The organism is Maritalea sp., from assembly GCF_047634455.1.
In the GTDB taxonomy this organism is placed as follows: Bacteria; Pseudomonadota; Alphaproteobacteria; order Rhizobiales; family Devosiaceae; genus Maritalea.
This window is the reverse complement of record NZ_JBLIAI010000037.1, coordinates 1-25,882: the sequence shown is the minus strand read 5'-3', so window position 1 is coordinate 25,882 and position 25,882 is coordinate 1. Positions and strand designations below refer to the sequence as shown.

At 52.4% G+C, this 25,882-nt stretch carries 22 protein-coding genes and 2 pseudogenes; 15 read left to right on the top strand and 9 right to left on the bottom strand.

All coding sequences use genetic code 11. The annotated features are described in order from the left end of the window. Positions 1 to 32: 32 nt before the first annotated feature. From ACJAZW_RS10360 to ACJAZW_RS10340, 5 genes and pseudogenes are all read right to left on the bottom strand, one after another. Positions 33 to 329: an NADH-quinone oxidoreductase subunit H gene (locus ACJAZW_RS10360; protein WP_415157756.1), complete on the bottom strand. Its 297-nt coding sequence runs from the start codon at positions 327 to 329 to the stop codon at positions 33 to 35. Then, positions 326 to 982 (bottom strand): annotated as a pseudogene (locus ACJAZW_RS10355) (NADH-quinone oxidoreductase subunit D); the annotation flags it as partial. The pseudogene ACJAZW_RS10355 and the gene ACJAZW_RS10360, both read right to left, overlap by 4 nt. A 471-nt stretch (positions 983 to 1,453) precedes the next feature. Then, positions 1,454 to 2,077: pseudogene (locus ACJAZW_RS10350) on the bottom strand (heavy metal-binding domain-containing protein); the annotation flags it as partial. 440 nt (positions 2,078 to 2,517) lie between these two features. Continuing rightward, positions 2,518 to 2,883 carry an NADH-quinone oxidoreductase subunit A gene (locus ACJAZW_RS10345; protein WP_415157754.1) on the bottom strand — a complete coding sequence of 122 codons (366 nt, stop codon included), beginning with the start codon at positions 2,881 to 2,883 and terminating at the stop codon, positions 2,518 to 2,520. Between the two features lie 410 nt (positions 2,884 to 3,293). Beyond that, positions 3,294 to 4,658, bottom strand: coding sequence for an Nramp family divalent metal transporter (locus tag ACJAZW_RS10340; protein WP_415157752.1), 1,365 nt, complete (start codon positions 4,656 to 4,658; stop codon positions 3,294 to 3,296). A 275-nt stretch (positions 4,659 to 4,933) separates the two neighbouring features. Here ACJAZW_RS10340 and ACJAZW_RS10335 point away from each other — a divergent pair, with 275 nt between their 5' ends. The 10 genes from ACJAZW_RS10335 to ACJAZW_RS10290 all read left to right on the top strand — a co-directional run bounded on the left by ACJAZW_RS10335 (position 4,934) and on the right by ACJAZW_RS10290 (position 17,531). Continuing rightward, positions 4,934 to 7,267: a heavy metal translocating P-type ATPase gene (locus ACJAZW_RS10335; RefSeq protein ID WP_415157750.1), complete on the top strand. Its 2,334-nt coding sequence runs from the start codon at positions 4,934 to 4,936 to the stop codon at positions 7,265 to 7,267. Between the two features lie 195 nt (positions 7,268 to 7,462). Further along, positions 7,463 to 7,714, top strand: coding sequence for a hypothetical protein (locus ACJAZW_RS10330; protein ID WP_415157748.1), 252 nt, complete (start codon positions 7,463 to 7,465; stop codon positions 7,712 to 7,714). 105 nt (positions 7,715 to 7,819) lie between these two features. Next, positions 7,820 to 8,962 carry an NAD(P)/FAD-dependent oxidoreductase gene (locus tag ACJAZW_RS10325; protein WP_415157746.1) on the top strand — a complete coding sequence of 381 codons (1,143 nt, stop codon included), beginning with the start codon at positions 7,820 to 7,822 and terminating at the stop codon, positions 8,960 to 8,962. Positions 8,963 to 9,081: 119 nt separating this feature from the next. After that, on the top strand, positions 9,082 to 10,437 hold the full coding sequence (locus ACJAZW_RS10320) for a class I SAM-dependent methyltransferase (protein WP_415157744.1): 1,356 nt from the start codon (positions 9,082 to 9,084) through the stop codon (positions 10,435 to 10,437). Positions 10,438 to 10,688: 251 nt separating this feature from the next. After that, positions 10,689 to 12,050, top strand: coding sequence for an MBL fold metallo-hydrolase RNA specificity domain-containing protein (locus ACJAZW_RS10315; protein ID WP_415157742.1), 1,362 nt, complete (start codon positions 10,689 to 10,691; stop codon positions 12,048 to 12,050). After that, positions 12,050 to 13,591 carry a thymidine phosphorylase family protein gene (locus tag ACJAZW_RS10310; protein ID WP_415157740.1) on the top strand — a complete coding sequence of 514 codons (1,542 nt, stop codon included), beginning with the start codon at positions 12,050 to 12,052 and terminating at the stop codon, positions 13,589 to 13,591. Before ACJAZW_RS10315 ends, ACJAZW_RS10310 begins: the two co-directional genes overlap by 1 nt. Beyond that, positions 13,588 to 14,469: a ribose-phosphate pyrophosphokinase gene (locus ACJAZW_RS10305; protein WP_415157738.1), complete on the top strand. Its 882-nt coding sequence runs from the start codon at positions 13,588 to 13,590 to the stop codon at positions 14,467 to 14,469. The genes ACJAZW_RS10310 and ACJAZW_RS10305 overlap by 4 nt, the downstream gene beginning before the upstream one ends. A gap of 40 nt (positions 14,470 to 14,509) precedes the next feature. Beyond that, positions 14,510 to 14,845, top strand: coding sequence for a hypothetical protein (locus tag ACJAZW_RS10300; protein ID WP_415157736.1), 336 nt, complete (start codon positions 14,510 to 14,512; stop codon positions 14,843 to 14,845). Positions 14,846 to 14,907: 62 nt separating this feature from the next. Continuing rightward, on the top strand, positions 14,908 to 15,396 hold the full coding sequence (locus ACJAZW_RS10295; RefSeq protein WP_415157734.1) for a c-type cytochrome: 489 nt from the start codon (positions 14,908 to 14,910) through the stop codon (positions 15,394 to 15,396). 107 nt (positions 15,397 to 15,503) lie between these two features. After that, complete coding sequence (locus ACJAZW_RS10290) at positions 15,504 to 17,531, top strand: AarF/UbiB family protein (RefSeq protein ID WP_415157732.1); 2,028 nt, start codon at positions 15,504 to 15,506, stop codon at positions 17,529 to 17,531. 21 nt (positions 17,532 to 17,552) lie between these two features. On the opposite strand, the gene ACJAZW_RS10285 is transcribed toward ACJAZW_RS10290, so the two are convergent. Together ACJAZW_RS10285 and ACJAZW_RS10280 are read right to left on the bottom strand one after the other, a co-directional pair. Beyond that, positions 17,553 to 18,677, bottom strand: coding sequence for a hypothetical protein (locus tag ACJAZW_RS10285; protein WP_415157730.1), 1,125 nt, complete (start codon positions 18,675 to 18,677; stop codon positions 17,553 to 17,555). Further along, a complete protein-coding gene (locus ACJAZW_RS10280) occupies positions 18,661 to 18,975 on the bottom strand; it encodes a hypothetical protein (RefSeq protein WP_415157728.1) in 315 nt (104 codons plus the stop codon). The genes ACJAZW_RS10285 and ACJAZW_RS10280 overlap by 17 nt, the downstream gene beginning before the upstream one ends. 324 nt (positions 18,976 to 19,299) lie before the next feature. Here ACJAZW_RS10280 and ACJAZW_RS10275 point away from each other — a divergent pair, with 324 nt between their 5' ends. Next, a complete protein-coding gene (locus ACJAZW_RS10275) occupies positions 19,300 to 19,596 on the top strand; it encodes a DUF2933 domain-containing protein (RefSeq protein ID WP_415157726.1) in 297 nt (98 codons plus the stop codon). 23 nt (positions 19,597 to 19,619) lie between these two features. Here ACJAZW_RS10275 and ACJAZW_RS10270 read toward each other — a convergent pair whose 3' ends face one another. Both ACJAZW_RS10270 and ACJAZW_RS10265 read right to left on the bottom strand, forming a co-directional pair. Then, the gene (locus tag ACJAZW_RS10270; RefSeq protein ID WP_415157724.1) at positions 19,620 to 21,029 is read right to left on the bottom strand and encodes an ATP-binding protein; all 1,410 of its coding nucleotides are present in this window, start codon (positions 21,027 to 21,029) and stop codon (positions 19,620 to 19,622) included. Continuing rightward, positions 21,026 to 21,748 (bottom strand): response regulator, encoded by a 723-nt coding sequence (locus ACJAZW_RS10265; protein WP_415157758.1) that lies wholly within the window; start codon positions 21,746 to 21,748, stop codon positions 21,026 to 21,028. The genes ACJAZW_RS10270 and ACJAZW_RS10265 overlap by 4 nt, the downstream gene beginning before the upstream one ends. Positions 21,749 to 21,908: 160 nt before the next feature. On the opposite strand from ACJAZW_RS10265, the gene ACJAZW_RS10260 reads away from it, so the two are divergent. The 4 genes from ACJAZW_RS10260 to bioD form a co-directional block, all read left to right on the top strand. Beyond that, positions 21,909 to 22,658: an EF-hand domain-containing protein gene (locus ACJAZW_RS10260; RefSeq protein ID WP_415157722.1), complete on the top strand. Its 750-nt coding sequence runs from the start codon at positions 21,909 to 21,911 to the stop codon at positions 22,656 to 22,658. A 492-nt stretch (positions 22,659 to 23,150) separates the two neighbouring features. Beyond that, positions 23,151 to 24,134: a biotin synthase BioB gene (gene bioB / locus ACJAZW_RS10255; RefSeq protein ID WP_415157720.1), complete on the top strand. Its 984-nt coding sequence runs from the start codon at positions 23,151 to 23,153 to the stop codon at positions 24,132 to 24,134. After that, on the top strand, positions 24,131 to 25,288 hold the full coding sequence (locus ACJAZW_RS10250) for an 8-amino-7-oxononanoate synthase (RefSeq protein ID WP_415157718.1): 1,158 nt from the start codon (positions 24,131 to 24,133) through the stop codon (positions 25,286 to 25,288). Before bioB ends, ACJAZW_RS10250 begins: the two co-directional genes overlap by 4 nt. Beyond that, on the top strand, positions 25,281 to 25,882 hold a 602-nt coding region (gene bioD, locus ACJAZW_RS10245; protein ID WP_415157716.1), incomplete at its 3' end, for a dethiobiotin synthase. The genes ACJAZW_RS10250 and bioD, both read left to right, overlap by 8 nt.

Below are 25,882 nucleotides of genomic sequence, written 5' to 3'. Positions count from 1 at the left end.
CCCCATCCAGCCATGATCAACGCCACCAGCACCTAGGCCAGCGCTGCGTTTAAAAACAACGCCCCCGTCGCCAGATCAGTGACAATCAGACCGGGCGTCAGCGGAATGACCGCCACTGCCAACAGCCCCACCACCAGCAAGAGAACGGGCGCCACCTCAAAAAACAACCGATCCGACTTGCGCGCCAAAAGCGTTTCGCGCCCCAAAAGCGCCAGCGCGGACATCGCAGGACGCGAAAGCTGTAACCGCCCATGCACCGCCCAGCTTTCCAGCACTGCAATCAGATAGGCCCCTACCGCAAGCGACAATAAAATAACCAATATGGTCAAACAATCATCTCCCATGGGCTGATGTCGAGCGAGCCGATCCCTGTGAGCGCATCACCTAATTCCTGACCGTCTGCAACCGCGCCGATTAAGGCGACATGCGCCACCGTTGGTGTGCCAATATCAGCTGCTGTGACCATGCCATCTTGCAAAGTCAGGCTGAGACGGGCGGCACCACGCGGCGTTTCAACCACGGCCTCTCCGGTGCCAGAGGCCGTGCCGATATTCTGCGGTTCTGGCTGGGTCATCGCGCCCGCCTGCGAGATCAATTCAAGACTTTGTGAAATCTCTGCACAGCGCTGCGCCAACCGCGCCAGCGCATCGCCACCCGATGATGTACGCACAACAAAGCCAAGCCCTGCATAGACAGGATCATCGCTACGCGCATCACGAGCAATTCCACCCGCCCGTGCCACAGGGCCAGTCATGGCATCACCGCTCTGCAAGTGGCCAATTCCTTTTAGTCTCGCGTTGAGCAGCGGCGTATGCAGCACCCGCGTCAAAAGCGCCGTGATCTTTGGTGCGAGTGCTGCTATTTCAGCCTGCGTCGCGTCGCGCGTTTTCAATTGCAAAGCGGCGGCGCGTGTCTGCAACCATGTAAATCCCGATTGCGCTCCGAAACCTGTAAGCCAGCCAAGGTGACTTGCCAGCCGCTCGCGCTCCACTGCGGCGGCGCGCGCGCGGGCAATATCGGTTGTCACGTTTTGTCCGGCGGCCTGCTCAAGCGCCAGACAGGCCAGTAAACGGTAGGCTGTCGGACTAAGCGGCGACATGGCCGCAAGGTCGTCTGCAAAAGTGTCCGGTTGCATTGCATCCTCATGCAGTACCGCGCGTTCAGCAATCGCACTTTGCGCTAAACTAGACGCGACCGCGTCGCCGTCCAGTGTCAGATCAAGCCGCAACCCGCTGGGCAATCCGGGAAAAAATGGACCAAACGGCACGTCGATCCACTCCATTTTTAGCCCATCCGTGCTGGCAGGCATGTCGCGGGTCAGGTCGACCATCGACATAAAATGCGCCTCGATACCGTCTTTCATCTCACCAGATCCGTGCTCGCCATGTCCGCTGTGGTCGTGGCCATGCCCATGGCCTTCACCATGTCCCGCATGCTCGTCCTTGGCATCTGCTGGCACCAAAAACATCCCGCATTTCGGACAGCTACCTGGCTTGTCGCTCACCACTTCGGGATGCATTGGGCAGGTATATTGCGCGGGTGCATCAACGGCGGCGTGCTTGCTATGATCGTGGCCATGCCCATGGCCTTCACCGTGGCCCTCATGCTCGTCCGTGGCATCTGCTGGCACCAAAAACATGCCGCATTTCGGGCAGTTGCCGGGATTGTCGCTCACCACTTCGGGATGCATTGGGCAGGTATATTGCGCGGGTGCATCAGCGGTGGTGTGCTTGCTGTGGTCGTGGCCGTGGTCATGACCTTCACCGTGGCCCTCATGCTCGTCCGTGGCATCAACTGGCACCAAAAACATGCCGCATTTTGGGCAGTTGCCGGGCTTATCGCTCACCACTTCGGGATGTATTGGGCATGTATATTGCGCAGGCGTTTCAGCCGCTGCATGCTTGCTATGATCGTGGCTGGCAGCTATCGGTTTTGCAGGGTTCTCAGTGGACATCTTGTGCTCCTTTTTGGGCAACGTATGGCCGTCATGTGGCGATGCTGCGGTTTCACGCGGCACCAAGGTCATGCCGCATTTCGGGCAATTACCGGGTTCATCGCTCACCACTTCGGGGTGCATCGGGCAAGTATATTCGATGCGGGATCGTAGCGCGGGGGCATCAAAATCTGGCGCTTGGGACTGGAACGAGCGCGCCGCAAACACCTCGCGCAAATTGGCGATGGCGGCAACAAGACCCGATTGGGTCAACGCCCCGGTTGCGTCGGCGTCGGGCAGGGGGGACAGATCACCATTGCCTAACGCCAATATGGCGCGCGGGCGCGGCATCTGGGCATAGGCGACGCTAGCAGCGTCCGCCAGACCCGTAGGCAGTGGGGCGATAACAATCAAAACATTAGCGTGGCGAGGCGAGGCGCACAGACGCATCCCCGTCGCGCCAAGATCAAGCCCAGCTGCCCGCGCCACATCCGTACCTGGCACGACAAACCCGCGAAGATCGCGCGACATGGCAAATGCGACAATCCGTTGCAGAACGGTCATCGCCCCATCGCGCGCACCGATCATTCCTGACGCCTCAACGCGCCCTGGCTCCAGCCGTAAAGTAGGCCAAGAAACAAAATCGCAAGAAACACACCCATATCCAGAAGGGCCACGAGCCCTTCCTCACGATAGACAACCGCCCACGGATACATGAAGGCCATCTCCATATCAAATGCCAGAAACAACAAAGCATAGCCATAATATTTGGCGTGATACCGGACCCAGACGGGGTCGCGAGACAGCGAGCCGGCGGTGGCAGGCACATCCTTACCCGGCTCATCGCGCACACGGCCAATTGCACGGGCAAGCGCGTAAAGGCTAACGACAAACCCCACCGCACCAAGCGTCAGGCCAAGCAAAATCGCATATTGGGTTAATGCGTTCATTCTTTACACCGACCTTTCACCAAGACTTGATTTGCCGTCCGTTGGATTTGACGGCTGTTACAACGCCATGTCAACTTATGACAATACGCCTACACATACATAGACGTCTCATGGTGGAATCGATTACCAGATATTGCAAATTTATATTTCTATTGCAGAAAAACTTTGAACTGACAGCCTTGCGTACCCGATGGAATTGCAGGTCCAAGCTTAGATTTTGCACAATGGGCGCACAACGCAGATACGGTGATGCGCCACTTTTGCCTTCTATTTTTGGCTGTGGCTGTTTCGTCGCGAGTGCGCCGGTCGGTTGGCAGAATGAATTGAAAATCTCACGAAGGCATGAAATCGTAGACCCTCTCGGGCCACGATAAAGACACACAGATTAGGACAAGCCAGAGCCTAATGGATCAGAATGTTACAGCGCCCGTTGCCACGTCAAAGATCAGTTTTAGATTCAGAACAATCAGTACCAGTGCAATCAGCCAGCAAATAGATGTCAGCCAACGTGGCGCAGGCAAGTCGCCCATCTTTTTACGGTCAGACGTGAACCAGATCAGCGGCACGATGGCAAAGGGCAGTTGTAAGCTTAGGACCACTTGCGAGGCGACTAGCAATTTCGCGGTACCGCTCTCGCCGTAGAACACGGTTACAAATACAGCCGGAATAATCGCTATGCCGCGGGTAATCAGGCGACGCACAACGGGTGTAACGCGCAGGCGAATGAACCCTTCCATGACGATCTGACCAGATAGCGTTGCCGTGACAGTGGAATTTAACCCGGAGGCCAGTAACGCCACTCCAAACAGCGTTCCCGCAAGCGTGGTGCCAAGTGTTGGGTCCAGCAGGCGGTGGGCATCCTGAATTTCGGCGACCTCAAACTGTCCTGTTGTATAAAACGCTGCCGCAGCAAGGATCAGGATCGAAGCGTTTATGAACAGGGCAAACATCAAGGCGATCGTTGAATCAATGGTGCCAAACCGGATTGCCTGACGCTTTTCCTCTTTCGTATCGCCAATGTCGCGGGTTTGAATGATCGAGGAATGCAGATAAAGATTATGCGGCATCACGGTGGCACCGATGATACCAAGCGAAAGGTAAAGCATTACCGGTGAGGTGATCAGGTCTACCTGCGGAATAAAGCCAGCCAGCACGTCGCCAATTACAGGATCGGCGTAGGCCATTTGTACGGCAAAGCATATGGCAATCACGGCTGTTAAGGCAATGACCACTGCTTCAAGATAGCGGAACCCTTTGTTTTGTAGCCACAAAATCAAAAATACGTCGAGCGCGGTCAAAACCACACCAATTTCCAAAGGTATGTTAAAGAGCAGGTTCAATGCAATGGCGGTGCCAATCACTTCGGCCAAATCGGTGGCGATGATGGCCGCCTCGGCCAGCACCCACAGCACATTGCTGGTCAAGCCGGGAAACGCATCGTGACAAGCCTGCGCCAAGTCGCGGCCGCTGGCAATACCCAGCCGCAGGGCAAGCGCTTGCAGCAGGATCGCCATGAAGTTCGACAGCAAAATGACCGACAGCAATGTGTAGCCAAATGCCGACCCGCCAGCTAATGACGTGGCCCAGTTTCCCGGGTCCATATACCCCACCGCGACAAGATAGCCTGGCCCGAAAAAGGAAGCAAAGCGCCGCCAAAAGGAACCCGGCCGGACAGCAACTGAATGATAGGATTCTGGAAGGGACGGATCGCGCCGCTTCTTTTTCCATCCACCGTTCCCTGGGAAGGCAGATAGCTTATTTTTCGGGTGAGGCATTAATTATACTGACTATTGCGAATGGTTCTCATTATCAATATTGACACCGCAATTTGAAGTCAAGGCGATTTGTTGGCAAATATGGCACCAAAGCTCAGCGTATGTGTTTGTGGTTTGATCTGCGATGCCAACAGTTTCTGGAAAATCTGCGGCTCGGCAAATTTCTGCGATGGCACGAGTCGAAAATTTCTTGAGAATAGTCTTGAACCTCTAGTGACTGTAGGTCCTATCTTTCTGAAGATCAATGATTCACTGGAGACACCAAGGAGACACCAATGCCTGAAGATGCACACAACCACAACCACGAGCAGGGCTCTACTGGCGCCAGTTGCGGTTCAGGTGGCGACGCAATGTGTGGCGATATCGGCCCTGTGGGGGATGTAAACGCGAATGGCCGCAGTTTTCGCGTCAACGGTCTGGATTGTGCCGAAGAGGTGGCGATCCTGAACAATGTGTTGGGGCCGGAGGTCGGTGGCATTGAGCATCTGGCCTTTGATGTCATTAACGGTCGAATGACCGTTCTGGACACAGGCAAGGCGTTGACCGACGATAAGTTGATCAAACTGGTTGGCAGCACTGGCATGAGCGCAATGCCTTGGGATGCAGAAAGCGCGGCTGCGGATCAGGCCGCGCATCTGAAGCGGCAGAAACTCTTTACGGCGTTAAGCGGCGGTTTCTGGGTGGTGGGATTTGGCTACCACAGTGTCGAAAGTGGCATTGGCGGCGCAGCGCGGCTGTTTTCGGGGCACGGAGAAGTTTCGATGCCGCTGATCGAGATTTTGCTCTTTATGGCCGCCATCGTGTTCGGCGCTTGGCTGGTCGCCCCCAAAGCCTGGTCTTCGGCGCGACGCTTGTCGCCTGATATGAACCTCTTGATGATTGTGGCCGTTGCGGGAGCAATTTGGCTGGGCGAGTATTTTGAAGCGGCAACAGTTGCGTTCTTCTTTTCACTTTCGCTCTATCTGGAAAGCTGGAGTGTCGGGCGCGCGCGCAATGCGGTTGCTGCTTTGCTCGATCTGGCCCCGCCAACGGCGCGGGTGATCCGTGACGACGGCACCGAGGAAGATGTGTTGGCTGCGCTGGTCGCAGTCGGCGACCGGTTTGTGGTGCGCGGCGGCGACCGCATTCCGCTTGACGGTGAGGTGGTTGATGGCATCGGCGGTGTCAATCAAGCACCAATCACTGGCGAAAGTGCGCTGGTGGCGAAAGAGCCCGGTGACGATGTCTATGCCGGTACAATCAACGGCGACGGTTCGCTCACTGTGCGCGCCACTAAGCCAGCCAGTGATACAGTGCTGTCGCGGATCATCCGTATGGTCGGCGAAGCGCATTCGCGCCGGGCCGAGGTCGAGCAGTGGGTGGCAAAATTCGCCCGCATTTACACACCGGTCATCATGCTAATGGCGATTGCCATCGCGGTGATGCCGCCGCTCGCCTTTGCTGGTGCCTGGGACTACTGGTTCTACAATGCGCTGGTGCTGCTGGTTATCGCCTGTCCGTGCGCATTGGTGATTTCAACGCCAGTTTCGATTGTTGCCGCCCTTGCCTCTTCGGCGCGCAATGGTGTGCTGATCAAGGGCGGTGCCTATGTGGAGGCACCGGGGCGGATCACCGCGCTGGCATTGGACAAGACCGGGACCATCACTGAGGGTGAGCCTGAAGTAGCGGGTGTTTTCCCTCTGGGGAGCACGTCGGAAAGTGAATTGTTGACTGTCGCCGCCGCGCTGGAAGCGCGGTCGTCGCATCCTTTGGCACGAGCCATTCTGGGCCGAGCCAAACGTGACAGCATTACGGCGAAAGCGGCAACAGACACACAAACTGTTCCCGGCCGTGGCATTGAGGGCGTAATCGACGGGCGCACTGTCTGGCTTGGCTCAGATCGGTTCGCCGCAGAAAAAGGGGGCGATAGCACGCTGCCTGACGATTTGCGTGATCAGATCGAAAGCGCTGGCAATACGCTGGTAACAGTGGGAGATGACAATGGCCTGCTGGGTGTCTTGGAATTGCGTGATCGCATCCGCCCAAATGCGCGCAACGTCGTGGCGCGGCTACACGCACAGGGCGTGAAGACAATCGTCATGCTGACGGGTGACAATGCGCGCACGGCACGCGCGGTCGCCGCCGCGGTCGGCATTGACGAAGTGCGCGCCGAACTGTTGCCTGAAGACAAAGTTGCGGCAATCGAAGAGCTGGTTGCTAACCACGATATGGTGGCGATGATCGGCGACGGGGTCAACGACGCACCAGCAATGGCGCGGGCGCATTTTGGCATCGCTATGGGCGCTATCGGTTCGGATGCCGCGGTCGAAACTGCCGACATCGCGTTGATGAACGACGATATCGGCAAGGTGCCGTGGCTCATTGCGCATTCACGCCGCACGATGTGGATCATCCGCCAAAATATTGGTCTGTCGCTTGCCACCAAAGCCGTATTTGTCGGTCTTACCGCATTCGGCATGGCCTCGATGTGGGGTGCGATTGCCGCAGACGTTGGCGTCTCGCTGCTTGTGGTGATGAATGCGCTAAGGCTTCTCAATGGCAAGTCGGATGGCGGTGAGCCAAAGGGTGGCGAGCAGTTGGCGCAGGGTGCGTTGGCGCGGGGTCATTGAATTGAAGGAATTCCGATAGAACACAGAGAAAGGTGAACATGAAGCAACGTCAATGTGTTGCACAGTTTTTGCCATTGGTTCGATTACGCGATCCGTTTGACGTCAAGATTTTTTTGCCCTGTAATGTTCCGCGTTGGCCGGCGTCTTATATATAGCGTTGATAAAATGTCACGCTTTGGAAAAGGACACATGGCCATGCAATGGATTTTAGAGAATTGGGTTTCAATCCTGTTTTTCGGAGGGTTCATTGGCGTACATTTTTTCATGCATGGGCGCGGTGGCCATGGCCATGGCGGCGGACATGGAGGCCACAAAGGCGGTCATCAACATGGTGAAGGCGGTAAAACCCAATCAGATGTCAATGTCAACAAAGTGATCGGCATAAGCGGTGAGGAGAGCGCAACCAATGCAAATCAAACAGAAAATTCAAGCATCAATAGGCGCTGACTATCGGGGGGCGGGCTGAACCAGGACGGCTCGTTATAGGCGTCTTGACGCAATTTGGTTCGGGCGTTTCGACCAATCTAAGAAAGAGGTAATGGGAACAAACTCATGTCCACACAAAGCAGCATTACGATCGTCGGAGCAGGCCCATCAGGGTTGGCTTGTTCGATTGTTTTGGCGCAAGCTGGACGACGGGTTGTCGTGCGCGAATGGAAGCCAAATGTTGGGCACAGGTTTCACGACGATTTTCAGGGCCTGGAGAACTGGACCCGCGACGAGGACGTTCTGAACGAGCTTACCGGCGCTGGAATTACAACTGATTTTGAGCGACATGCATTCGATGCAGGAACGGTCTTTGACCCATCCGGCCGCCGCTATCCGGTAAAGGGCAGGCGCCCGCTTTTTTATCTGCTGCGTCGTGGACCCGCTGAGGGAACGCTTGATCGCGCTTTGCTCAAACAGGCAATTGCTGCGGGCGTTGACGTCCGGTTTAATGATCGCGTGCGCGAGTTCGACGAAGCTGGCGTTTTGGCCGCAGGGCCGCGTCAAGCTGGGATCATCGCTGCGGGGCAATTATTTGAAACTGAGATGCCTGATGGCGCTTGGCTGGCGCTGGGACACGCAGTTGCACCGGGCGGTTATGCATATCTGCTGGTGCATAGCGGGCGCGGCACGGTCGCCAGCTGCATGTTCACCAACTTTCGCGACCAGGCAAAACACCTAGCCGCCACCGTCGCATTCTTTCGGACGAATGCGGGTCTTGAAATGCGTAACCCGCGCCCCTTCAGCGGATTTGGCAATGTACGTCTACCAACGACCGCCATGCAGGGCGGCCATCCGGTGATTGGCGAACATGCCGGGTTTCAGGATGGGCTGGCCGGGTTCGGTATGCGCCATGCGATCCGCTCCGGGGTTCTGGCGGCACAGAGCATCCTTGATGACAGCAATTACACCGCCCGCTGGCAAGCCGAGCTTGGCCCTTTGATCAAAGCTGGCGTGGTCAATCGACTTTTTTTCAATTTGGCTGGAGAGCTTGGGATGAAGCTGGCGGTCAGGCGACTGGCCCGAGCAGACGCCGGCGGGTTACTAAAACGAGTTTACGAAACATCGGCGCTCAAACGCCTGCTATTGCCGCTTGCTCAGCGGTGGTATCGCGCATCGTTGGCTGAACCGAGCTGCGACCATATCAATTGTGACTGTGTTTGGTGCCAGCACGGTGACCATGCTGAAGGGGAAAAACTTGGCACCTGATGAAATGGGGCGCGCAAATGCAAACCAAACCTGCAGTTGGGGTTGCGCCCTGCACAGAGCTACGAACACGGCATTTGATCTGATGTCGCAACGATGTAGCCGGACAAATGGAGGATATCATGACTGAAAGTTACAATCTCGACGCAGCGCCAACCCGGCGCCTTCGCCGGCCGAGCCTATTCGGATGGGTTCTTGAGCAGGCGCTTAGCACATTGATCCAGCGCGGTACGCTTCATCTCCGCATGCCGGACGGGACTTTGCGACATTTCGGCCAAGGCTCACCCAAGGTTTCGATTGCGATCCGTGATTGGCGAACTGTTCGTCGCATCGCACTCAATGCCGATCTGGCTGTTGGCGAAGCTTGGTGTGATGGCACACTGACAGTTGAGGATGGTGATATTTTTGGTTTTCTCGATCTTTGCCTGTCCAATGCCGGTGTCGGGCCTGGCTATGGTCTGCGCCGGGTACAGCAGAGGCTGGAGCGTTTGGTGCGGTCGCTGTTAATGCATAACCCAATCGGCAAAGCCCAGAAAAACGTCGCACATCACTATGACCTGTCCGACGAACTCTATGATCTCTTTCTCGACGACGAACGGCAATATTCTTGTGCCTATTTTAGTTCGCCTGAGGACACCCTTGAAGAGGCCCAAACGCACAAGATGCGCCATATCGCAAGCAAACTTTGTCTTGAACCAGGGCAGAAGTTGCTCGATATCGGCTCCGGCTGGGGCGGCCTGGGATTGTTCATGGCCCGCCAAGCTGGTGTGGATGTGACCGGGGTGACGCTGTCGGTCGAGCAGCAGCGATATGCTCAGGCGCGCGCCGACCGAGAAGGTTTGACAGAGCATGCACGCTTTGTGCTGCGTGACTACCGCGAGGAACTTGGCCGCTATGACCGTATCGTCTCTGTCGGCATGTTTGAACATGTCGGGGCCGGGCACTATGGCGAATATTTTGCCAAGGTTGCGCAGCTTCTGAAGGAGGACGGCGTGGCGATGATTCACACAATCGGCAACACCACCGTACCAGGCGCGCCCCATCCTTGGATCCGCAAATACATATTTCCTGGTGGTTATGCTCCATCACTTTCCGAAATATTGCCTGCCATTGAAAAAAGCGGGCTGGTGGTGACAGATATCGAAGTGCTGCGCCTGCACTATGCCCAGACGCTGAAAGCTTGGCGCACACGTTTCATGGCACGCCGCGACGAGGTTGTGGCACTCTATGATGAGCGATTCTGCCGGATGTGGGAATTCTACCTTGCTGCCTGCGAAGCCGCATTTCGCCACATCGGTCTGGTGGTGTTCCAGATCCAGCTTTCGCACAGCGTCGATATTGTTCCGCTGACCCGTGATTACTTGGCCAAGGACGAAACTTTGCCGGAGAAATCGGCAAAAATGGTGCCGACCGCCAGAGCCCCCAGCAAACGCGCCGGGCAGCAAAAAGAACTGTGCGGCAGCGACATCGCCGGGTGATTGCAGCCATCAAAATCGGTTCGATGTTCGTATAGGACTGCCGGGTTCGCATTGCATCTGTGTATTTGATTTGGTCCTTTTTGCATATTACTTGTGAGAATAGATGCTAAAAACTCACTCTCACTTGAATTTGCTTCAGGCGTTGATTTGGATCAAAGAGAATGTGGCCTGCCTCTGACACTGTTCAAGCGTTGACTTGAAGTTGTTTCTTCACTTCGAATGTATTGTTGAGATGCTGGAGGTTGTCACAGATGCCCAAACTATCCTTTCTTGGCGCGGCTGGAACAGTAACCGGGTCCAAATATCTACTCGAGCTCGACGGCACGCGTGTGCTTGTTGATTGCGGCATGTATCAGGGTTTTAAGAAGCTTCGGGAACGAAACTGGCAACAGTTTCCTGTCGAACCGAGCACCATTGATGCCATCGTCTTGACCCACGCACACATTGATCATAGCGGCTACATTCCTGCGCTCGTCAAAAACGGATTTTCGGGCGACATTTTTTGCACCGACGCTACACATGAATTATGCAAAATCCTTTTACGGGACAGTGGATATCTCAACGAACGCGAAGCCGATCTTGCCAATAAATATGGCTACTCGAAACACAAAGTGGCAAAGCCCTTATACACCACCAAAGATGCTGAAAAATCCTTGTTGCATTTTCGTTCCGTTGGTTTTGACAAGACAATGCAACTGAACAGTGAGATTGACGTTAGGTTTGTGCCAGCCGGGCATATTCTTGGCGCTGCCAGCGTCATTTTAGATGCGGGCGGAAAAACAATCGTGTTTTCAGGTGATCTTGGCCAATATGATGCTGCGACCATGGTGAATCCGACCCGAATTCTGCATGCAGATTACTTATTGGTGGAGTCCACCTACGGAAACCGTTTGCACGAAAAACAAGACCCCGAAACAGCGCTGGCGGACGTGATAAACCGCACAGCAAAGCGGGGCGGTTCAGTCATAATTCCGTCTTTTGCTGTGGGCAGGTCGCAGACGATAATGTACCATTTGCAAAGGCTGAAATCTGCTGATCGGATACCGGATTTACCTGTTTATCTTGACAGTCCAATGGCTGTGAACGCCAGCAAGATTTTTTGTAAGTATTTGGATATTCACCGGCTTTCAGCCGCAGAGTGCGATGCCACTTGTGATGCCGTCCGGTATGTAAATTCAGTCGAAGAATCAAAATCATTAGATTCCAACGTGATGCCAAAGGTCATCATTTCTGCCAGTGGAATGGCAACCGGTGGCCGTGTGTTGCATCACATAAAACATTACGCCACAGATGCCCGGAACACAATTCTGTTTGCGGGTTTTCAAGCTGCCGGTACCCGTGGAGCAGCGATGTGTGATGGGGCCAAGAGTGTCAAGATTCACGGTCAAGATGTTCCAATTAATGCCGAAGTCGTTAATTTACACATGATGTCTGCGCACGCCGATGCCGATCAAATTATGCGTTGGCTCAATGGTTTTAGCAGTGTGCCACGCAAAACTTTTATCGTTCATGGCGAGCCCACGGCCGCACAAGCTTTACAACAAAAAATCGAAACTGAGTTGGGATGGGATTGTGTGTTGCCCAACTATCTTGAAACCGTCGAGCTGACTTGATGGTACAACTTTCTGACAAAAATATAGGCGTCAACAAGAGCACCAGCCAACTTCGCGCCCGGCGAATTGGTGTGGAAACACAGCATGAACATGTCGTCTTTATGCGAGAGGATTGTCATGTGTGCAAATCGGAGGGGTTCTCCGTTCCTGCTCGTGTGCTCCTGACTAGGGGCATTAAAACTCAAACTGCGCGCTTAATGCATGTTAAGAATGGTTTGCTAGAAAACGGCGAAATCGGCCTTGCTGAAATCACGTGGCAGGCTTTGGATGCGCACGAAGGTGGGCATATTGGGGTCAGTCATCCGCAGCCGCTAGCCTCATTTCATCAAGTGCGCGGCAAAGTTTACGGGAAAAGGCTTGATGCCGCGTCTGCCAGTGCAATTATTGAAGACATTGTTGCAAAAAGGTATTCTGACGTTGAATTAGCCGCCTTTATCACCGCATGTTCTGCACGCGCCCTTAATCACGATGAAATCGTGGCACTGACCCACGCCATGGTGCAAAGCGGCGATCAACTGTCATGGGGACGCCAACCGATTGTTGATAAGCATTGTGTGGGCGGGTTGCCAGGCAACCGGACGACGCCAATTGTTGTGGCCATCGTCGCAGCTGCGGGCCTGATAATTCCCAAAACGTCGTCGCGGGCCATTACCTCGCCTGCCGGTACGGCTGACACAATGGAAACCCTTGCACCAGTCAGTTTGTCGGTTGAGCAAATGCAACGGGTTGTGAAGGCTGAAGGTGGTTGTATTGCTTGGGGAGGGGCCGTTCGTTTAAGCCCCGCCGACGACACGTTAATAAGGGTCGAACGGGCCTTGGACCTTGATAGTGAGGGGCAATTGATCGCCTCTGTCTTGTCAAAGAAAATCGCAGCAGGTTCAACGCATGTGGTGATCGACATTCCAGTTGGGCCAACCGCAAAGGTTAGAAGCACACAAAAGGCTGAGCATCTGGCAAAAAGTCTTACAGCCGTCGCAAACACGTTCGGCCTAAAAACGAGTATAATCATTAGCGATGGGCTACAGCCAGTTGGCCGAGGAATTGGTCCCGCATTGGAGGCCCGTGATGTCCTTGCGGTATTGCAAAACAAAACAGACGCCCCTCAAGACCTTCGCAGTCGGTCAATCTTGCTTGCAGGCGCTATCTTGGAACTGGGAGAGCTCGCCCATGTCGGGGCGGGTATTCGGCTCGCAGAAGAAGTCTTAGAAAATGGCAACGCATGGACAAAGTTTCAGCGTATTTGCGCAGCCCAAGGCGGCATGCGCGAACCTCCAACAGCGCCGCACACTTTTACCGTGGAGGCGGAGCATGCTGCACAAGTTTTGGAAATTGATAACAGAAAACTCGCAAAGGCGGCAAAGTTAGCAGGGGCACCAGATGCAAAAGCAGCCGGTATTACAATGCACGTAAGACTGGGCGATGTGCTAACATCAGGGCAGCCCGTTTTTACTTTGCACACTGAATCATTGGGTGAGATGGATTACGCACGTGAATATGTAAATTCTAATCCGGACATCATAAAGTTTGCGGTGGTGACATGAAAAAAATTGTTATCCCATTCCCCGAACTTTTCCCACTTGCTCAAAGTCTATGCGACGTTCTTTCAGCTGACATGCAATTTGTTGAAACGCGCCGCTTTCCTGATGGGGAAACATATCTTCGCCTTCCAGAATTATTGCATGGGCGTGATATCATACTGGTCGCACCGCTTGACAGGCCAGATGAAAAAACCTTGCCAATAATGTTTGCCGCCATGACGGCAAAGGAATTGGGTGCAAATTCGGTTGGTCTGGTGGCACCATATTTGCCTTATATGCGGCAGGATAAGCGTTTCAAACCAGGCGAAGCCATAACGTCAACACATTTTGCGGGCATCGTGTCGCAATCAATAGATTGGTTAGTAACTGTTGATCCGCACCTGCACCGCCGAAACTCTCTTTCAGAGATATATTCGGTACCAACGGCGGTCGTACATGCGGCGCCAGTGATGGCAGACTGGATTGCCAACAATGTCAAAAAGCCGCTTCTTGTGGGTCCAGATTCTGAAAGTGAGCAATGGGTCCGCGCAGTTGCTGATGGTATTGGCGCAGATTGGATGGTTTTGGAAAAGAAACGATATGGCGACGAGAATGTAGTAGTAAGTGTGCCAAATGTAGAGCAATGGTATGATCACACGCCGGTTATTGTGGATGACATCGTATCATCAGCCAAAACAATGATTGCAACCGTAAAACACTTGCGCGCAGCGAACATGTCGGCACCGACTTGCATCGGCGTTCACGCCATCTTTGCTGGTGGTTCTTATCAAGCGCTCTTGGATGCTGGAGCCGGTAAAGTCGTAAGCTGCAACACTGTGCGCCATCAAAGCAATCAAATTGACGTGTCGGCAATCTTGGCCCAAGCAATCAACAAAATCTAATGTCAGCGACATTGTTCGGAGACTAAAAAGGAGAACTTCAATGAAAAAATACTACACATACTTAGCGGGCACCGCCGCGGCGCTAGCCGTTCCGAGTGTGGCTTTGGCCCAAACTCCTGCGCCTACTGAGTGGGTTGAATGGATGCATCCTGGCATCGGTTGGGGTGGCATGATGTTTGGCGGTTTGATGATGGTCGCGTTTTGGGGCGTCGTCATTTTGCTCATCGTACTGTTGTTACGCGGAAATTCTGGCTCATCAAATGGTGACCAACGCGCAACGCGCAACAGAGCTGAAGAAATCGCCAAAGAACGGTTGGCCAAGGGTGAAATTGACCATGCCGAATATGACGCTATGATACACAAGCTGGGTGCTTAGCAGCAACACAGTTGTGCCAAACTGCAACAAATGATCACTAGTTTTTTAGAAAAGGAAACAATATGAAAAACGCTAAATACATACCAACACTGGTGTTGGCGATAACGAGCACATTGGCAACACTATCGTTTGCCGACGCTGCATTTGCACAATCAGCACAACCGAAAATGGTAGCACCAGGTTTGGTTATTCCGAGTATGGATGTTGAGAATGGCCGAAAGCTGTTCGGTTCAAAAGGCTGCGTCGTCTGCCACAGCATTAATGGACTTGGTGGCGAAGATGCACCATCACTAAACGCCGCTGACATGGATCCGCAAATGAATCCATTTGAATTTGCAGCTAAAATGTGGCGTGGCGCAGAAGCCATGGTGATGCTGCAGCGTGACGAACTGGGCGATGTGATTGAACTGTCCGGGCAAGAACTTGCTGATATCACCGCGTTCGTCCACAACGTCGAGGAACAAAAGAACTTCTCGATGGATGATGTGCCAGAAGAGATGATCGAGCTGATGGAACACGCTGAAACCGAAGGTGAAGACGCGCACGGATAAGTCCAAGCTGCCAATCGCGTTGTTGCGGGCATCTAGCCTGCGCAAGCAGAAATCTAGTTTGCTCGCAACAACAGGCATATAGGTCAGAATGAAGTGGAGAACCGACTGTGTTGAGTTTCATTCGGCTGATCAAATTTGTTGTGTTTTTCGTAAGGGAAGTAGTTTCCCTTCGGCGGTTTAAACGCGGAAAAGGCAATTCAAATAGTCCGAGTTTACTTGTTGAAAAATTGATCAATCTGGGCCCTGTTTTTGTAAAACTGGGTCAAGTTCTCAGCACTCGTTCCGATCTGCTGCCGAGCGAATACACGCGCGCTCTTGCATCACTGCAAGAGGATCAACCCCAAGTACCATGGGAACAAATATCTCAGCATCTGCTCGCGCAGTTCGGGCAACCAGCCAGTGAGTTGTTCGCAACGATCAACCCCGTACCGATTGCGGCGGCAACGCTCGCTCAAGTACATGAGGCAACGTTGCACGATGGGACGCACGTTGCGGTAAAAGTGCAGCGTCCAAATGTTGCAGACGACGTCATTCGTGATCTTGAAATTTTGGATATGGGCGTTCGGTGGTTAGCGCGCCTTTCGCCCGGCCGAACAAATCGCGCAAATCTGCCAGCTTTTGTCCGTGAGTTTAAAAATTATACTTTGGACGAACTTGATTTTGCAGCCGAGGGTCACTCGATTGAAACGTTCGCGCAAAATCTTTTTGACCTTCAGTATGTCAAACTTCCGTCGGTTTATTGGGATTATACGTCCACCACAATACTGACCATGGACTGGGTTAATGGTCTATCGCTTACCAAAATGAAGGCGGAACTGGACACCACGACGCGCGAGACACTGGTTACGCATCTGGTTGAGGTGCTCCTGAGAATGTTTGTCTCAGATGGCTATTTTCACGCGGACCTGCATCCAGGAAACATTCGCTTTTACGGCGATGGAACATTTGCGCTAATGGACTTTGGCATGGTCGGTCGACTTACCCCAGCACAGAGTAACCGGTTCATTCTTTATCTTTTGGCGGTTGTGCAACGCCAAACCAAGCGCGCATTTTCTCACTTTGTGGCCCAGACGCACAAGTTACCCGATGCTGATGAGGACGCCTTCCAAGCGGTTTTTGAAACGCTTGCCGATCAGTTCTATAATTCGTCACTAACTGAAACAAGCTTCGCCAAAGTGTATTTGAAGATGATGCAGGCAGGTTATGAATTCGGCTTCATATTTCCCAGCGAGCTATTGTTACACGCTAAGGCTTTAACTACAGCAGAAGCGCTGATTTTTACACTTTCCCCTGACGTTCGATTTGAAAAGATTGCGCGACCATTTGTTGCAGAACTGGTGGCGAACAGAGCGCTTTCGCACACCAACTTGACGGATCGATTAAATCAAATGCTGCCCGAACTTTTGTTGCTAGGCGAGTTACCGCCCGCAGATGCAATTGATCAGGTTTGGGATCGATCAGCGTCTGCAGCAATTGGTGATCAGGTTGGCTCAGCGTTAATGGGCCAACTCGAGCGCTTTGCAAGCAATAATGGTTTGTGGCGCTCGCTTTTTGTAAAAGACGCAAGACGTTTTCTGCTCGAAGAAGATAGCTCGTTTCCCGTTGACCAAGTACTGGAGCTAACGTGGAAGAATTATGAAAAACTTGAGAAAAGCATTCTCGTGCAGCCAACCACAGGCGCGGTTTTTACCACCCATGTCGCAGCTGTAATCTTGGCCATGCATCAAGCCATGTTGGCAAACAATGTTGATCCGCACAAAGCCCCGGAGCTGATTTATCAGATCGGTTGGCGATTTTACGATCGAATGGGCGAGTTGCCGCTATTGATGGCACGTTCGGTAACAAAAGATCCTGCCAAGCGGTTGAGAATAGCCACAAATCTCTTTCGCACATTTCCCTTTGGAAGCCCGAGTTATCAATGGAGCGATGTCCAAAGCGGTCCACAAACGGTGGCATTCGATTGTCAGAAATGTCCGATGGCAGAATTCTTCATCGCCCACGATGCGGCAGATCTGTGTGTGCAAACCGCCTGTAAACTTGACTATCCTTTGGCAACCAAGTGGGGCGGCAGACTTGAACGCACAAATACAATTGCAGGCGGAGCCGAATTCTGCGACTTCCGATGGCATGCGTGAATTGCCAATTTCCCTTTGGTACTACGTAGATGTCGTCCAGAACTTGATTTCCATATCTGGCAAAATGACATGCAGCTGCGCCAACGCTTTTCCCAAGGTCAAATGATCAGAAATTGTCGTTAGACCGTTTTTGCCCGAAAGAGTTCCATCAATGCTTGAAGCGGTGATGAGCAACATCGCGGCTGTAAGTTCTGCCTGGTCACCGCCAGTGAAATGATGGGAAGAACTAGGTTGTTCGTTAGCCATCTGGGCCGCTGCCACAATTCTGGTGCGCGATGCACCCAATCCGGGCAATCGCATCATCAGGCGTGTAAGGCCACGGGCGCGCTGAGCCATCCACGGACCGAGGCCAAGGCCCAACAACATCCCCAATGAGCGCGTAACGTATGGCGGGTCAACGGCGAGGAAAGTTTGAACTGCTTGACCCTGACTTGGCAGCGAAGAGCCAAAAATACCCTGTCCGGGAAATCCAATTCCTAGAGCCTGCCGGGCGGGTTCGTGTTGACCAAATACAAAGCGGCGGTGAACTTGACCTGGTCGAACTGTTTCGATGCGGTCATTGTTGCGAACCGCATATGCTTCGCCCAGGGCCCGGAAAAACCATTCCGTTGCAGCCGGCCCATAATGGCGGCCCATGCCCAATTCCAATCCAATCTCCATGCCAACAACACCATTGGTTGCGGCTAAGTCCGCAGCCATGAGGGTGCTTAAACCCGGCGCGGTGCCAACACATAAAACGCCTGTTCCGGTTCCGTCCGCAGCGCCAATAGCCTGCGCAAGGCTTGATACATAATCCGGTGTTGCGGAGCTATCTAGGAATGATCCGCCGCGTTGGACGATCTGAGCCGCAAATTCAGGCGGCGTCGCTTCGGTAAGATTTATGACAACCGCCTTGTGAGGTAGCGCGTCTGCAACATTTGGGCCTTTTACATCAAGTGCGGTATAAGTAACCCTTGCAGAGTTCTGGTTTGTATCTTTGTTGCCGGAGCGCGAGACGATTGTAATCGAGCTGTTGGTGTGTTCCAACAAGAGCCGCGTCAGCCGGTGTCCGACGTCACCGGTGCCACCAATCAGAACAAAGTCCGGACCACTGGGCGCCATATTTGCTGTGTCTTCCAAAGAAGTGACCTTACTTGACGAAGTCATATGTCGTGCCTTTCATTCGCAAAAGAGTATTGTTTATTTCGGTACAGCCACCAACCAAAAAGTATGCCGCCGAGAATGGTTGGAATGATACCCGACCAAATGAATAAAGTCCCGTTTTCAGGCCCGCCAAAATAGTCGAAGCGGGCGTCAATTCGACTGTAAAATACAGCCAGATTGAACCAACGAGTGCAATTATAAAACCTGCACCTGCCATGGCCTTGATACCTGTCAATTTAGGCTCGACAAACAATAAGGTAAGCACCGCACATACGGCACCCATTGCCAAGCCGCAGGTCATCGTCCAACCTTTATGGATCGCCCGTGAGGATGAAAGGGACAAGAATACATCACCCAATCGGTGCACAGAATGTAAGATTGCGTTGTTTGTTCATTGTAGCAGCCCACCATATATTTTTATTAGGTTGAGCCTTCTAGTGACTGGAAGGTCAAGTGTCTCAGGCATAATGCGCGAACAAATTTCACAAAGTATATTAGGGCAGGTCGCAACCTAAAACGATAGGCGCGAATTTCGCCCATCATTTCAAATGTAACCAATTGTATCCTTGACCTTCCCTGCGGTGGAAGGCGCAATATCAAACCAACTGTAGAATAGGATGTTCAAATGGAAATCAAACCAAAATCAAACGATGCCGCGGCATCAAAATCTATGAATATCGGGATGATGGCCTGCTGCGCAATAATGGTGCTGCCAATTGCTGTCCTTTTCATCGCAGGCGGAGGAACCTCAGGATTTGGGAATGGTATTGCGCTAGTTTCGCTCCTTGCTTTGTGTGTCGGTGCTCATATTTTCATGCACAAGAAGATGGGCAAGTCCTGTCATGGCGAAGAGCATGAAAAAGAATTGCAGCCAGTTTTGGTGAAAGTTGAGCAGCACTCAAATCACCGCAACGTCCGCTAGGCCCAATCCCTAGTAGGTTTTGCTCATTTTTGGTGATCAAGACTATCTAACGGTAGCGAAATGGTGGTACGCAGGCCGCCATTTTGCATGTTCTCAAGCGTGACGTCGCCACCATGCGCTCGGATAATTGTACGGGCGATGGATAGACCAAGCCCATGCCCGCCCGTCTCAAGCGATCTTGATTTTTCAACACGAAAAAATGGATCGAAAACCCGCTCAATCTGTGATTCTGGAATTCCAGGACCGTCGTCCGCAACGACTATGGCGAACGCGCCGTTTAAAGTTGAAGATTGAACACGCGCCGATTTGCCGTATCTGACGGCGTTTTCCAATATGTTTCGAACGGCGCGTTTGAATGCCGTCGGTTTTAGCCGGGCGTGGATTTCAGGTTCATCACGTAGGACCACAGATAGAGGGGAGCTGATGTTCAGTTCTTGTTGTAGCTCTTTTAAGAGTTGACCAACTTCGACGGTTTTTGAGGGTTCGTTTGCCGACATTCCGCGCGCAAATGTAAGTGTAGCTTCAACCATCATTTGCATTTCTTCGATGGAGTTCACCATACTGTTGCGTGTTTCGTCGTCTTCAACCATTTCTGATCGTACGCGCAAGGCTGTTAGCGGCGAACGTAGGTCGTGTCCAAGTGAGGCCAGCAGTCTTGTTCGATCCGCGACAAAGCGGGTTAGCCTGTCCTGCATCCGGTTGAATGCCGCCGTCAGCTCACGGACCTCTGTTGGTCCTGCTTCGGGCAATTCGGTTATGTCTTCGCCTCTACCCAGTTTGTTCGCCGCGTTGACCAGTTTTTGCAACGGACCGGTCAATCTGGTCATCAAAAACCAGAATACGGCCCCAAGTATGATTGCCGCGGTCAATATGAAAGTGAGCATCGAATAAAGCGGCCACTGCAAAGGCGGCTTCTCGAATCTGGTGCCCACATTTAGCCATCTCTCCTTTGACAATTCGATCGCTAAGTTCATTTCAATTGCTGACAACTCTCCTTGCATCATGGTTTGGTGCATTTCGGTCATTTCCAACTGCAGCTGTTGCATCGGCAGGATTTGCCCTTCGATCTGATGCAATTGCACGCGGATTTCGCCAACATACTCTTTGCCCAGCAAGGTTCGTATTCTTGGCTCCATCATCCCTGTATCGAAATTCTCGCTTATCTCAACAGAAGCTTTGTTTGATATCTCAAACCTCATGAGCGGAGAATTTGCGGCCCTTAACACCGCTTCGTGTAACTCCTCAGGGGCCTCCTGAATTAGCCGGGCGACATTCGCCGCGCGGCCGATGGCTTCAAAGCCGAGCGCCTCGCGCACCGCCAGATTTCTTTCATCGACAAAAAGCCACAAGCTAACGACCTGGGCAAATACCAACGCAATAATGACCAGCAAAGCCAATTGAACCGGCAATCGTTTAAGTGGTTTGATATTCACGCCAAAACCTCAACATCGACAGAAAGACAGTAGCCACCGTTCCGAACCGTTGTAATTATCTTTGGTCTAAGAACATCAACTTCGATTTTTCGACGCAACCGACTAATTTGATTGTCGATGGTTCGGTCAAGTGGCCCTGCAGACTTTCCAACGGTTAAGTCCAACAATTGATCGCGGCTGAGGACCATTCGCGCACGTTGTATGAGGACAGTGAGGAGTTTAAACTCCGCCGTTGTTAATCGCTCCTGATTTCCACTTTGGTCCGTCAATATTTGACCATCAACATCTAAAATGAGATGTGCGAAACGCAGCTTCTGGCCCGCCAGCGTGCCGGCATGTTTTTCGATTTGTGGTGCGCGTCGCAATACAGCCTTTATCCTCGCGAGTAATTCTCGTGGATTGAACGGTTTTGCTAAATAGTCATCAGCCCCAATTTCCAAGCCGACTATGCGATCAGTATCTTCACCCAGCGCTGTCAGCATGATTATGGGGATATCAATCTGTTTTGAAATACGGGTGCAGAACGAAAGGCCATCTTCGCCGGGCATCATGACATCTAGGACGATTAGGTCGAAATGACCCGCACCAAGCATTGTTTCAGCATCACGCGCGTCTTTGGCGACAGAAGCGCGCATACCGCTCTTCTCTAAGAAGCGTTTCACGCTTTCGCGAATTTCTTTGTGGTCATCAACGATTAATATGTGCGGAATGTGAGACATAATTCCTTTTAATACACTCGCCTGACCACTGCCACTTAGATATTTGTCGCCAATTGTATCAAACACCGTGGTTCGCGACACGTTGATACATTTCGTTGGGTGCAAAGTGATCGATTCTCGTTCTTTATAAGTTTCGATCTAACCAGAAGGAAACTGAAAAATGTCAAAACTTACAGTAGGTGCTATCGCTCTTGTTTTGTCCTCATTTGGTGCGCAAGCAGCGTTGGCACATGATGGCAGCGACCATGGCAACAACACTAACAAAGGCAACGCAGCTGCGATGTCTGGAAATGGCCAAATGAACGGCGGCATGGGCGGCTCACAGTCAGGTATGATGGGTGGCGGCATGGGCGGCTCACAGTCTGGAATGATGGGTGGCGGCATGGGCGGCTCGCAGTCAGGAATGATGGGCGGCGGCATGCAATCCATGATGAAGATGATGCAGATGATGCAGAACATGGGTTCTGGAGCGATGGGTTCTGGAGCGATGGGTGCAGGCGGATCAATGATGGCCGACACTGAGCATCTCAGAAGTGTATTTGACACCAACAAGGATGGAAAATTGACACCTGAGGAACTGTCTGCTGGCTTCCTAGCTGACCTTAAGACTTATGATGCCGATGGCAATGGCACACTTTCCCTGGCCGAATTTGAAGCGCTACATGCTGCGCACACGAGCGAGCAAACAGTTGATCGCTTTCAAGCGTTTGATGCTGATGGCGATGGTCAAGTCACCGCCCAAGAGATTGTTGTACCCTTTGAGCAGATGGGCAACATGAATTCAGGTGGCATGATGTCAGGTGGCATGATGTCAGGTGGAAATATGTCAGGCAACAATATGAACTCAACAGAAAACCAAAATGCGATGGACGCTGATCAACAGGATATGATGAACGACGATAAAAAATAAATGCTAGTTAAGCGGGGGCGGGCTCAGGTCCGCCCTTTGCAAACGGAATGGGATTGGAGCGGCGCGAGCTGGCCAATCTCGTTGCGGCAAGTGTCTGACATTGGTGCGACTTATGCCGAACTTATGTCACGAACCTGTTCCTTGTCCTTGAATGGGACCAGACGTTCGAGCCTAACAACTTGCCAATTGCAGCAAATTGACCTTGCCAAAGATCATATTGCGCCATCGCGCAAAGAAACCAACGCCAATTACAATTTCAAGTATCGCTACGCTTTGTGCAAAGGTTGAAACCAGTTCACCTTGGGGATGGTGTAGCAGAATTGCCTATTCGCCGCACCCTTGTTCAATCTCATAACTCAGTTATAAAGGTCAAAAGCACGCCTTCTATGCTGGTGCGCGGCGAAATGACACTTGCGCATTTGCGGGTTTATCTATAAAAAACCTAAAAATTGGCTATGTAGAATTGAATTATCTATAAAACGGAGCGGTGATTTGGATTTGGTGAGCGAACAGTCTGAAAAGCAAGTGGTTAGCCGTGAAGAGGCTGATGCAATTTACAACCAGCCTTTTATGGATTTGCTGTTTCAAGCACACACTGTGCATCGGACAAATTTCGATCCTAACCAAGTGCAGCGTTCTAAACTGCTATCTATTAAGACCGGCGGCTGCGCTGAGGATTGCGCCTATTGCAGTCAATCAGCACGCAATGGCTCAACACTTTCGGCTTCAAAACTAATGGAAGTCGAAAAAGTGCTTTCCGAAGCCCGCAAAGCGAAAGAAAGTGGCGCGAGCCGTTATTGCATGGGGGCGGCGTGGCGTTCGCCAAAAGACCGAGACATGGAAGTTCTTGAAGCGATGGTGCAGGGCGTCAAGGATATGGGCATGGAAACATGCATGACCTTGGGCATGTTAGAAGACGATCAAGTTCACCGCCTCAAGAGTGCTGGTCTGGATTATTACAACCACAATATCGATACGTCTGAGCGGTATTATTCCGAAATCATTACGACCCGCACTTTCGCCGACCGCATCAGCACACTGAACCGGGTGCGTGAAGCCGGTATAAAAGTGTGCGCTGGCGGCATAGTTGGGATGGGCGAACAGCAAATGGACCGTGTGGACATGCTGCTCTCGTTGGCGTCGCTTGATGAACACCCCGATTCTGTGCCGATCAATATGTTAATCCCAATCGAAAATACGCCGATGGCGGATGTACAAAAACTCGACCCGATTGAGTTTGTACGCACAATCGCTTTGGCGCGGATCTTGATGCCACGATCACATGTCCGCCTTTCAGCGGGCCGCACCGATATGAGTGATGAGCTACAAGCCATGTGCTTCTTTGCGGGTGCAAACTCGATCTTTGTTGGCGATACATTGCTAACCGCAGACAACCCGGGCGAAGACAAAGATGCATTGCTGTTCGACAAGCTGGGCATTTCTGCAATGGCTTTGGGTTGCGACGGCAAAAAATGAATGTATTCCCCCGCCATCATGGCGTGTTGGATGCACTGAAAAACCGCGCGCGATATCGCGAACTCATTCCACGTCTTGGGCATGACTTTGCCTCCAACGACTATATCGGCTTGGCTGGATCAGATGTTCTTCGCCAGGCAGGCATTGACGCGCTCAATCGTGGCGTGCCGGTTGGGGCAGGCGGTTCGCGTCTGTTGCGGGGAAACGATGCCGAACACGAATTGCTGGAGCAAGAAGCCGCAGATTTTTTCGGTGTCGAACGTGCGCTGTTCTTGGGCAACGGCTTCGTCGCCAACATGGCAATTTTTTCGACGCTCCCGCTGCAAGGTGATCTGGTTGTGTACGATCACTACATACATGCGAGCGCGCATGAAGGTATGCGTTTGGGTCGAGCCGCAACTCAAGAGTTTTCGCACAACGATGTCGCAGATGCTGCAACAAAGATTGAAGTTTGGCGAAGCGAAGGCAATGAGGGCCATGTTTGGATCGCATGTGAAGCTGTCTACTCAATGGATGGTGATATGGCGCCGGTTGCGGACCTATACGAGTTGGCGAAGAAATGCGGCGGCACCTTGGTTGTTGATGAGGCCCATGCAACGGGCGTTTTTGGCGATCTTGGTCGTGGACTGACGCATCCAATGGCGTCCGACCCTCACGTTTTATCTTTGCACACCTGCGGCAAAGCATTGGGCGTTTCTGGCGCTCTGATATGCGGTGCCGCGGTGCTGATTGACACATTGATCAACAAAGCCCGTGGTTTTGTGTTTTCCACCGCGCCGTCGCCGCTCAATGCGGCGTTGGTACGGGCAGCATTGCATGAACTCAAGAGCAATCCAAAACGTCAGCTCGCAGCACTGGAACTGTTGAAACAGACGCACCAACTTGCCAAGTCCATCTGCGGGCTGAGCGGCTTTCAAAGTCAAATCCTCCCCATAGTTATTGGCGAAGACAAACCAACGATGGCGCTGGCGAAGGCGATGCAGGATAAAGGCTATGACATTCGGGGTATTCGCCCACCAACCGTACCCAAAGGCACCGCGCGCTTGCGGATATCAATAACTTTGAACATGCCATTAGATACCATCGAGAAAATGCTCATTGATTTGAACGCTGAGATGGAAATGATGCAACTGCCGGAGCGGTCCAATGGGTAATTCAATCGTTGTGACGGGTACCGATACCGGCATCGGCAAAACAGTTTTTTCTGCTGGCTTAGTTCAAGCACTTAACGCGACTTATTGGAAACCCGTGCAAGCCGGATTAGAAGACGAAACCGATAGTGAAACTGTTGCGCGACTGACTGGCGAGCCTACGTTGCCTGAAACCTACCGCCTCAAAATGCCCGCATCGCCGCATTTAGCGGCTGAGGCGGAAGATGTTTTGATTTCGCCTGACGCCCTAAATATTCCAGCTTGTGACGGACCTTTGGTGGTAGAGGGCGCGGGCGGTGTGATGGTGCCGCTTAACCGCGATACGCTTTATCTGGATATGTTTGCACGTTGGCATGCCCCTGTCATTTTGTGCGCAAGGACCCAACTTGGCACGATCAATCATAGTCTCATGTCGCTAATGGCCCTGCGCCAAGTCGGATGCACCATCGTCGGGGTCGCGTTTATTGGTGATCCAGAACCAGAGGTCGAGCAAACGATCTGCGATTTTGGGATGACCTATAATTTAGGCCGCTTGCCAATAATTGATTCGCTTAATGCACAAACTCTCGCAAGTGCTTTTGCGCAAAGCATAAATCT